Here is a 9,413-nt window from a genome sequence, read left to right on the forward strand (position 1 = left end):
CCCATGCCCGGAAGTGATTTGAACAACTCCGCATCTGGCAATGTGTCAAACAACGCTTCGATTCGTTCGTCATAGGTTTTGATGATTTCACTCACAACTTTAATTTGTGTCGCCAGTGCTGTTGCCATCAAAGCATTAGCCTCTATAACGCTCGGGTCTGTAGTCAATAGGATCGCGTTATCAATACTCGCAACACGTTGCTCGGTAAGGGCCATTGCGCGGTCACCTTTGGCATTCAGAAAGTTGCGGATCGTGTCGCGCCTCGATCGTTTCAGTTGTTGCAGGCTGGGCCACCGGATAATCAGCTCACACAATAGTAAGCTACCCCGATGTGAGAACCACTCCAGTGGCTGAGGATAATACTGTTTAAGTGTGTTGATTATCCGGTTCACAAAACGGCGTTTGTCTTCAACCAGCTGACGGCGCTGCTCAACCAGTTGCTGGAGTAACCGGATATCCGCATTGCCGGGTTCAATGGTGGGGATAACGCAGCATTAACTCTAATGCCAGCTCGGCATCCTGCGGGTCATCTTTAGCGCCGCTGGGCGAGAAGGCTTGCCGGTAACGAGCCAGGGACAAAGCGCGGACGGGGAAAACGGTGATAAAGGGATATTTCTGAAGAGCATACACCACGGGACCTTTCTTCAGCTCAACGGCGATAGCGATCCTGCCTTTTACCTTCTGGTGTAACTCGGTAAGCCAGACATCAAGAGCTTCCGGCGTATGTTCAATCACATGGAATGTGCGTTCACCGTTTTTAAGCTGAACACAGACATCGTGCTTTTTATCTGCCCAGTCCAGACCAACATGCGCAGAAAATTGATTAGTAGCAGTCATCACCACCCCCTTTTTATCGGGGATTGGTATGCATTCCACGTTCTTCGAAAGAAATATAGCCAGCAGTTTATCTGCATGCCCTGAGTATTCGTTAGCGAACGTGGAGCACCCACTAGCTCGAAAGAAAAGCGGCGATCATCACGTGATTCTCGCTCAATATTCGTAACCAATAAGCGCTTACCCTGAATCACTTAAAAGTGTAACTCTCAGGGTGCGAATGACTATTTGGCACTTAGCAGACCTTCAGTTCGGTCAGAAGGTCTGCTAAGTGCCAAAAGCGGACGTTGCAGAATTTCGGCATTTTATGCTAGTTAGTATCCTAATTTCTAATCAACCTTTTCATCATAGGAGTGAGTAAATTGAAAATTGATTGGCATAGCTCATTACTGACCAGTGCCACTAGCATTGATAAAAACTACAAAAATACACAAAACGTTCGTCGTTTCATGATTAAGGAGTGTGGCGAAGATTTTCGATTCGATCGTGAATTTATGATGTGGATACGTAATGATGATCCAAAAACTTTGGGTGATGTTGTAAATGAGTGGAAGCGCAGACATTCGTTTTAATAAGCCAAGCCCGCTTCTCGCTCAAAGCTGAAACTCACCAAAGCCAACGTCGCCAGCTCTCTCTTTGTTCAAGGCACATGAATCACTCGAGGTTTGAGGCTATCAGGGCTGCGACAGCAGCCCTGACGGGATGCATCTAGATCTTTTGTGCAGCCGCTTGTCTACGACGTTTCGTCATTGGGCCTTTTGTCAGCTGTTCGCTCGAAGCAGCCTGATGGGCTTCACCTACAGCAGTTTGGTGCCTAAAGCGGACATTGATTAACCCCGGAGCCAGGGGGTGAAAGTAAATCCGGTAAGCAACCCTTCAGGGCTGAGTAGCCGAGTGACTGTTTGCGCTCATAGTTCTGTGCAATCACTTTAGTTTTTATTCAAAAAAATTGATGAAAAACACATTCACTTACATTTGTTTACTTAAAGCAGGCGATTTTAGAGAATACATTACACAAAGAAAATGTGGCTATCCTCCTGCCGTAAAGAAACAAAAAAAAACGTGTCAAAATGATTTGCATATTTAATTTTCCATTTATGTTGTGAAAAGGAATTCAAAATAATGAGACATGTCCATTTTAGTATTTTTTCCATTTTTAATCATCAAGTGATGGCTTCAGCATTTTTGATTGTCTTTTTATTTTCCCCGGCACCATGTGGAGCATATGAGGAGATCGATCTCCCGGACGTGAAGGTTCTTTTAGATCCTCCTGAAATATATAGCAGGGGGGATGTGCTTTATTATAATGGAAAAATTACAGACACTTCTTACGTTGCTGTTTTGAATCTAACCATAAATCATGACATCAAAAAAATATCTATAAATAGCATTGGTGGTGATGCCAGAAATGCTATGGAGATAGGTGACTACATCTACAAAAATGGCCTCAGTGTTGATGTGCGTAGTGTTTGCGCTTCTGCCTGTGCTAACTATATTTTCCCGGCCGGGAAGAATAAATATCTAGGTAATAATTCATATCTTCTGTGGCATGGTGGTGTCAACGGCCCTGAGAGAGAAGTAACAGTATCAGGAGATATTTCTAAAGATGATTTTTTTATGCTTCAGGAATTTAAAAAATTAAAAAATGATGACATTGCATTCTATAGAAGAATTGGTGTGAACATCAGGGTGTCATTTTGTCCGCAATTAAAAGATGACTATAAAGAAAGATTTCCGGAGAAATGGTTTTCATACCCTCCGGAAGACTTGGAAAAATTTGGTATAAAAAACATTCACTATGCCATTTCAGCTTCTCAATGGATTCTCTCCATGAGAAATAAGCACGTTATTTTTGCCAGTTACTGTAATTAAGAGAAACAACAATGCGTGAGCTTTCTTTAAGTGAAATCCTTACGTCCTTTGTGAGTACCGCCCCATAATCTGTATCGGGGCGGATCGAGTGTGTATTTATTGACAGTGCAATCGCACTACGTTCAGAAGCTATATGTCACTTTCAAGCTTCCAGTGGGCGATGCTTTTCGTTGCACAATCGGGCTGTTGCGTGCATCACCAGCCAACTGCGTAAAGCCTGTTGCGGCAACCACGCTCCAGTCTTGGTTGAACTTGTGTGTCCAGTCCATATTCAGTGAATAGGCATAAATCCCGGAACCGGCATCATATTGACTAAACCCCGATGCGGCTGACTGTGATGAACTTACCCCGTAGTAAGTTTGCATATAGTTGCCTGTTCCCCAACTGCTGGTCAGCGCCATCGTCACGGTATTTTCCGATGAGCTATAAAGCGGGCTGATAATGCCGAAATGCAGGGCCGCGCCATTGTCCCGCTGAGAAAATGGCACCTCAGCCTGCAATTGCAAATGAAGCCAGTCGGTGACCTTATACCCCAGACCCAATGCCCCGATAGCCGAGCCTTTGACATCGCCCATACCCCGCAAGTCGTCACTGCCATCGCTCAGTGAGTCGCTGTCCACGTCATGATCCTTACGGCCTGCGCGATAGCTCAGCGCAGTACTGTAATCCAGCTTGCCGGTGCTGTTGCCGTAACCGATACCCCGCGTGGTACTCACGAAGAACCCATTATGCATCGAGTAATCAAGCACCAGGGCTGTCGTGACGCGGTTTTCATCCGAACCAGAATAAAGTGGCGTAACATCCACGCCTCCTCCCAACGTTAAGGCGTTACCCTGTTGTGGTTCTGCCGCAAGTGTTGGGGTGGCCAGTAACGCCAGCAGCGCGCCCGGCAGCATTTTTATCAGGGTGCGTCCTGAGAGTGAATAGGGGAACTTATGACGCAGTTCGAAGTTGCTCATTAAAGAAGTCCTTATGGATTCAAACGATTACGATGCAAGCGGGTTTTAAACGCCAGAACGCTCAGTTTGAATACGCACCCTAAAGTTCTCATGAGCTAAAAATGAAGAAATACTTAAGCACGTACCGGTGACACAAACCTGATAAATTTCCTGATACCGTTTTTTTCTTCAGACGTTCTTCATTCACTGTTGATAACGTAACTATTGTGAAAATTCTCCTCATCGAAGACGACCTGGATCTCGGCAACGGCGTACGTATTGCCCTTGCAGATCAAGGATTAGATGTCATATGGGTTCGCCGCAAAGTGGATGCGCTGCATCAACTCGATGCCTGCGTGCCGGAACTTGTGTTGCTCGACCTCGGACTGCCCGACGGCGATGGCATGAGCCTGATGGCGTACTTGCGCCAGCAGCTCAAGGGGATCCCCGTCATCATTCTGACCGCGCGCGGCACTCTGCAGGATCGCCTGTGCGGGCTGGATGCCGGTGCCGACGACTATCTCGTCAAACCTTTTATTCTTGCCGAGTTATTGGCCAGGGTGAGAGCCCTTGCGCGACGCAGTTACGGTTTTGAGAATGAGGTGATAGAAATTCGTGGGTTATCTCTCCACGTGCCGACTCGTCGCGTGACAGTGAGCGCGCGGAATGTTGAGTTGACGGCAAGTGAATACGCGCTGCTTGAAACTTTAATGATGCGCACTGATCGCGTGCTTACACGAAGGTTTCTGGAAGAAAGGATATTCGGCGCAAAAGAAAATATGAGCAATGCACTCGATGTGCATATGGGTAATTTACGTCGCAAAATCGGCGACGGCTATGTACGAACGGTGAGGGGCGTAGGGTATGTCATTGATACTGTGCCGATTCAGAAAGGGGCTGGTTGATGCGAAATTTTTGGCGCCACCTGAGAACTCCAACGCTCGTACGGCGAATTATGATCGCCCAGATGCTACTGCTTACACTGCTTTGGTGTCTTTTTCTGACCTACATTTTGTGGGAGAACTTGCGTAGCCCCCCTATGCTAACGGGCAACAATACCTACGAAACCATTCTTACATTGGTTGATCGTATGGATGATCGCCCGCAGGATCGCAACGCGGTGCTGGAAAAGTTCAGCACCGCGTTGCGGGAAGGTTATGGCGGAGGTGAAGATCCGAAACTGTCAATCAGCCTAATCGTTCGGAAGAATAAAGAGATAATTTATTCATCTGATGGCGCTCCGGCAGGGGTGACAAACACCCTGTATGGGAAAATTCAGAGCATTCAGAGTGAAGGTCGCACCTGGACTAGCCGTACTCTCAAGTCCGGGAGATCCGATGCGGAGGTAACACTTGTCACGCCTGCCGGCGGCTGGAACTTTTTTATATACCTGAACTCGCGTGGATACTACATATTGCCGCTACTGGTGTGCATTCCTTTTCTTTTGTTTCCCGCGTGGCTGTCAATCCGTATTGCAATGCGCCCCTGGAACAAGGTGATAAATGAAATTTCCTTACGAACTTCAGAAGATCTCTCTCCCTTAAAAGAAGTGCCAAAGCACATGGAGCTTCGCCAAATGGTGGACGCTACTAATCTATTTCTCGCCAGGGTGCGAGAGAGTTCTGATAGGGAACGGGTTTTCATTGCAGATGCCGCTCACGAACTGCGTACCCCACTGGCTGCGATGCGAATCAATGTGGAGGCTTTGCAGTCCTATGTAAGCAGCGATAATCAACAGGAGTTGCTTGCAGGGATTATTCGCAGCAACAGCCGTGCAGCGCGTCTTGTCAATCAGTTGCTGCTGATGATGCACAGCGAAGTGCGCATTGACACTGTTATGGAGCCTGTGCCGCTGACAACGCTCATACAAGAGCGAATGGCTGCACTGGCACCCCTGGCGGCTGAGCGCAGGATTGAGCTCGAATTCTACTCTGATGATGAAGTCTGGATCACAGGCGTCAGGGAACGCCTGATGTCGCTGATTGATAATTTAATTGAAAATGCCGTGAAGTACAGCCCTGAGGGCGGACGGGTTGAGGTAGATGTACGATCACTTGATAAATCTGCTCAGCTACGTGTTTCAGATGCAGGGCCCGGCATTCCATTTGAATTGAGGGAGCGCGTGTTCGATAGGTTTTTTCGCGATCCCAATCAGATACAAAGCGGGAGTGGACTGGGGCTTGCCATAGTCAAAGCGGTTGCGCAGCAACATAACAGCAGCGTATGCCTGAGTACGTCTGCAGAAGGTGGGCTCATGGTTACTGTTGACTTTCCAAACCACAAGTCCGCCTGAAAGAAAACATGATTTTGATACTAGCCCAGCGGAGGGCCTCTGTCAGAACAATGGAGTTGAAATTGAAATATTTGACGCTGTCTACACTATTATTTTCTATCTCAATCAGCGGGTGCGCCATAACCGTCAGCGAATTAAAAAGCAGTCAATCATCCTATGACGGCAGCTTCACGAGCAAGACGGAGCCCTCCGATACCTATCGAACCTTAAGACACATGGCAAGGCAGTGCCTGGAATATGAGGCATATTCAGGAAATCCGGTCATCGTATTAAGCGAGTTTGACGGTGAGCGCAATGAAGGTGAGATCAATCAAAAGCTCCTTGCGCAGGGACTGTTGATTAACAACACGCTAATTGAAATAGAAAGACATGATGGGGACAAAGCACAGGTCAGCCTATACACAACCAAGAACATCTTGAGTGTGGGCATCAGGTCGCCAAATATAAGTGATATCAAGCGCTGGGCTGACGGCGATAGAGCTTGCTAGAACGACACTCTCGTCAATACCGTGAAGCATCTCAGGCCATATGACTTAATCCCCCGTTGATTTACACACCGCGATTTAAGTAATGCCTTCATCAGTAATGATGAACAACTGCGAACGTCTGCTGTTCGCTCATGAGGGACAATCATACTTAAATCTCCCACATTGCAGGAGGTTTGAGCATGAACACGTCACCGTGGAACAAAGACCGTATCATCGGACAAAAAAGACCGCTTCAGATATCTCATATCTGGGGGATTCGAATTAGACTTAAACTGGAAGGCAAAACGCGCGATTTAGCCCTGTTCAACATGGCCTTAGACAGTAAACTCAGGGGCTGTGATCTGGTAAAACTCAAAGTATCAGATGTTGCATATGGCAGTTCTGTTTCGAGCAGAGCAACGGTGTTACAACAGAAAACCGGTAGCCCCGTCCAATTTGAGATAACCAAAGGGACAAGAGAAGCAGTTGCAGCGCTAATAAAGCTGGGTAATCTGCACAGTAAAGACTACTTGTTCCAATCTAGGGTCGGTTCTTGCCAACACATTTCAACCCGGCAATACAACCGTATTTTTCATGGATGGGTAGGAAAGCTTGGTCTAGAAGATTCGCTGTACAGCACACACTCCATGAGAAGAACAAAACCTTACCTGATATACAAGAAGACCAAGAATCTCCGGGTCATCCAACTTCTGTTAGGTCATAAGAAACTGGAAAGCACAGTGCGATATCTGGGCATTGAAGTCGATGATGCGTTAGAGATCTCTGAGTCGATTGAAGTCTAAGGTTGTCAGGGCTGCAACAGCAGCCCTGTGCCAGGCGCGGACATTTCACGATTCTGCTTATGTGGCCAAAATCGGTATTCCACTACACTTTATAGAATTTATATCAATAGGTAAGATAAAATGAAGGTTAATTGGAGTTTCATTCGGTTACACAGACTCACCGTTCAGTTCATGATGCACTCAGAAATTATCACTGTCAGAGTTCATGAAAAAAATACAGGTAAGGGATTATCAGATGCCGTCTCTATACACACTCAATGACCTACTCGGGTTGCTTGTTTTTTCCCGGAAATATCACTTTCTCCACAATGATCTGGACCGCCTGTTCATTGCATGGGCTGAAGACCAAATCACCGAAGGAAATGATTCAGAGACTCTTTTAATTCTCGCTTCACTGGGGCTTGATAACCAACCTGAGCGGACCGAGGTTGAATTATTTATCTCACGGTACATGGCAGAGCAGCGGATAGATCTGCCACCGCTAAAAACAGCAGCATTGGTCTGGATTAAGCTGTTTGTGCGTCAACTTTCCCAGTTTGCGTCCATCCATGATGCAGAACAGAAAATGTATTTTCTGGTGTGTCATTGGCTTGAACCTGACGTAAAGATTTTCGCTGCGGTCGTCGATACCCTGAAATCGCTATACTGGCATCTCTTTGATGAATGGGGGGGACCAGGCACAAGCGAAGCAGCAAGGATGGATGAGTCAGAATTCTTTGAGCTGATTAATCGTGCGATACTGCCCTATTCCCGTAAAATTGAGGACCCAGATTGGCTGGATCTGCTTGTTCGGTAATTTTTCCCAGCATCCTGAAAGATGCATTTTCTGTGTGCATAATTCCATCAGATTTGACTTCCCTTTCGCATTTTACTTGAGTATATCCAGCAAGAATATCATCGTTCACCCGAGGAACCTTGGCATAAGATCGAACGTGATTTAACAGCCGCTCTGTGCCAGGAGCGGACATCAAATCATGCTATCAACATAAATGATGGTTTAGTAAAACCTCAAAGAAGTTAACCGGAGTAAAAAATGCGTAGGATCATTGTTGTGGAGTATGAAGAGCAATGGCATACCCGATATGAGGCTGAAAGGGGCTTATTACAGAACACGCTGGGGAAGGTAATTTCACAGGTTCATCATATTGGCAGTACGTCTATACCGGGGCTATCAGCAAAACCAATCATAGATATATTGCTGGAGGTATATGATCTGGATGAGCTGGATAAATTAAACTTTGCAATGGAGCGTGCCGGATACTGCGTTCGTGGTGAAAATGGAATTTCAAATCGAAGATATTTCACTAAAGGAGAAGAGCACCGTAGTCATCACGTTCATGCTTTTGGTGTAGGCAATCCTCAAATAGTAAAACATCTGGCGTTCCGCGATTATTTGAGAAAAAACAAGAAAGAAGCTGATGAGTATGCTGAGATAAAGCATGCTGCAGCACTGGCAAGTGAGGATAATATTCCTCTCTATAGTACTCACAAAGCCGACTTTATCGCTCATCATCTCCGGCTGGCACTTAGAGACTACAAATAACAAAAGTTACTTTCGGCACAAATGCATGATGTGGTGGTATGTCCGCATTTCGCTCACAGCTGCCGGTGAGATACCTCAGATCATCGGATGAACGGCTCGGGCAAGCAATATAAATGCCGCTTGCGCGGCTTTTATACGCATAGATGCACAGTCAATTTGAACGTAAATTCTCTATGGCACTATTATTAAGCATGAGCACCGATTTAATGCTGACGCTGATCCTATCAATAATGTCCTGCCGAGGGCCAAGACGCCATTCTTCACTGTTGTAAAAAGTTTCCTGAGAGGATTTGAGATGGGAGAGGCTGTCATAAGCTCTGATCAGATAGTATGCGTCGTTGTCATGTGCGGATATGCCAAAAGAAATAATATCCATACCCGCTGAATGGTGAAGTGGAGCACTCTCCTCCTTCATGATTTTGTGGAAGTCTTTCCCGGTGCCTGGTTTTAGAGTGTACAGCAGAAATTCGACTGCTTTCATCTTCGATATCCTATTCATTTTTTTCATCATAGCGAATTATTGCGCGTGGAACAGTTGAACTTGTCAGTATTGGCGGAGCGCGCAGATTGACCTGCTCCCCGTTGATTAGTACACCCCGATGTTAGTAATGTCTTCATAAGCCACATGAGGACACCCCCATGAAGAAGCGTTTTTCCGACCAA

General features: G+C 46.3%; 10 protein-coding genes and 2 pseudogenes. 8 read left to right on the forward strand and 4 right to left on the reverse strand.

The window, feature by feature from the left end; all coding sequences use genetic code 11:
* Positions 1-837 (reverse strand): annotated as a pseudogene (locus EC840_RS24910) (IS110 family transposase); the annotation flags it as partial.
* Positions 838-1,196: 359 nt separating this feature from the next.
* Here EC840_RS24910 and EC840_RS24915 point away from each other — a divergent pair.
* Positions 1,197-1,406: a DUF6434 domain-containing protein gene (locus tag EC840_RS24915; protein WP_013575635.1), complete on the forward strand. Its 210-nt coding sequence runs from the start codon at positions 1,197-1,199 to the stop codon at positions 1,404-1,406.
* A gap of 258 nt (positions 1,407-1,664) precedes the next feature.
* Here the strand turns inward: EC840_RS24915 and EC840_RS25630 are convergent.
* Positions 1,665-1,739, reverse strand: a pseudogene (locus tag EC840_RS25630) (glyoxalase); the annotation flags it as partial.
* A 217-nt stretch (positions 1,740-1,956) separates the two neighbouring features.
* Between EC840_RS25630 and EC840_RS24925 the strand changes: the two are divergent.
* Positions 1,957-2,706, forward strand: coding sequence for a hypothetical protein (locus EC840_RS24925; RefSeq protein WP_132967413.1), 750 nt, complete (start codon positions 1,957-1,959; stop codon positions 2,704-2,706).
* 122 nt (positions 2,707-2,828) lie between these two features.
* Here the strand turns inward: EC840_RS24925 and EC840_RS24930 are convergent, their stop codons facing one another.
* Positions 2,829-3,665: a MipA/OmpV family protein gene (locus EC840_RS24930; protein ID WP_015689968.1), complete on the reverse strand. Its 837-nt coding sequence runs from the start codon at positions 3,663-3,665 to the stop codon at positions 2,829-2,831.
* 206 nt (positions 3,666-3,871) lie between these two features.
* Here EC840_RS24930 and EC840_RS24935 point away from each other — a divergent pair, with 206 nt between their 5' ends.
* The 6 genes from EC840_RS24935 (at position 3,872) to EC840_RS24965 (ending at position 8,750) form a co-directional block, all read left to right on the forward strand.
* Entirely contained in the window at positions 3,872-4,549 is a 678-nt protein-coding gene (locus tag EC840_RS24935; RefSeq protein WP_120162488.1) for a response regulator transcription factor, read from the forward strand.
* Positions 4,549-5,937, forward strand: coding sequence for a HAMP domain-containing sensor histidine kinase (locus EC840_RS24940; protein ID WP_120162489.1), 1,389 nt, complete (start codon positions 4,549-4,551; stop codon positions 5,935-5,937). Before EC840_RS24935 ends, EC840_RS24940 begins: the two co-directional genes overlap by 1 nt.
* A 50-nt stretch (positions 5,938-5,987) precedes the next feature.
* Complete coding sequence (locus EC840_RS24945) at positions 5,988-6,425, forward strand: hypothetical protein (RefSeq protein ID WP_183065295.1); 438 nt, start codon at positions 5,988-5,990, stop codon at positions 6,423-6,425.
* A 179-nt stretch (positions 6,426-6,604) separates the two neighbouring features.
* On the forward strand, positions 6,605-7,207 hold the full coding sequence (locus tag EC840_RS24950) for a site-specific integrase (RefSeq protein ID WP_120162491.1): 603 nt from the start codon (positions 6,605-6,607) through the stop codon (positions 7,205-7,207).
* Positions 7,208-7,442: 235 nt separating this feature from the next.
* Positions 7,443-8,003, forward strand: coding sequence for a hypothetical protein (locus EC840_RS24955; RefSeq protein WP_013578388.1), 561 nt, complete (start codon positions 7,443-7,445; stop codon positions 8,001-8,003).
* A 237-nt stretch (positions 8,004-8,240) separates the two neighbouring features.
* Positions 8,241-8,750, forward strand: a complete 510-nt coding sequence (locus tag EC840_RS24965) for a GrpB family protein (protein ID WP_132967419.1) — start codon at positions 8,241-8,243, stop codon at positions 8,748-8,750.
* A gap of 151 nt (positions 8,751-8,901) precedes the next feature.
* On the opposite strand, the gene EC840_RS24970 is transcribed toward EC840_RS24965, so the two are convergent.
* On the reverse strand, positions 8,902-9,231 hold the full coding sequence (locus EC840_RS24970; protein ID WP_112289151.1) for an NIPSNAP family protein: 330 nt from the start codon (positions 9,229-9,231) through the stop codon (positions 8,902-8,904).
* Positions 9,232-9,413 lie beyond the last annotated feature (182 nt).

It is taken from the genome of Rahnella sp. JUb53, from assembly GCF_004346065.1.
Taxonomy (GTDB): Bacteria; Pseudomonadota; Gammaproteobacteria; order Enterobacterales; family Enterobacteriaceae; genus Rahnella; species Rahnella variigena.

What these genes read in the sequence shown, in the direction of transcription:
- EC840_RS24925 (WP_132967413.1), top strand. Translation starts at nt 1,957, where the DNA reads ATGAGACATGTCCATTTTAGTATTTTTTCCATTTTTAATCATCAAGTG.
- EC840_RS24930 (WP_015689968.1), bottom strand. Translation starts at nt 3,665, where the DNA reads ATGAGCAACTTCGAACTGCGTCATAAGTTCCCCTATTCACTCTCAGGA.
- EC840_RS24940 (WP_120162489.1), top strand. Translation starts at nt 4,549, where the DNA reads ATGCGAAATTTTTGGCGCCACCTGAGAACTCCAACGCTCGTACGGCGA.
- EC840_RS24945 (WP_183065295.1), top strand. Translation starts at nt 5,988, where the DNA reads ATGGAGTTGAAATTGAAATATTTGACGCTGTCTACACTATTATTTTCT.
- EC840_RS24950 (WP_120162491.1), top strand. Translation starts at nt 6,605, where the DNA reads ATGAACACGTCACCGTGGAACAAAGACCGTATCATCGGACAAAAAAGA.
- EC840_RS24955 (WP_013578388.1), top strand. Translation starts at nt 7,443, where the DNA reads ATGCCGTCTCTATACACACTCAATGACCTACTCGGGTTGCTTGTTTTT.
- EC840_RS24965 (WP_132967419.1), top strand. Translation starts at nt 8,241, where the DNA reads ATGCGTAGGATCATTGTTGTGGAGTATGAAGAGCAATGGCATACCCGA.
- EC840_RS24970 (WP_112289151.1), bottom strand. Translation starts at nt 9,231, where the DNA reads ATGAAAGCAGTCGAATTTCTGCTGTACACTCTAAAACCAGGCACCGGG.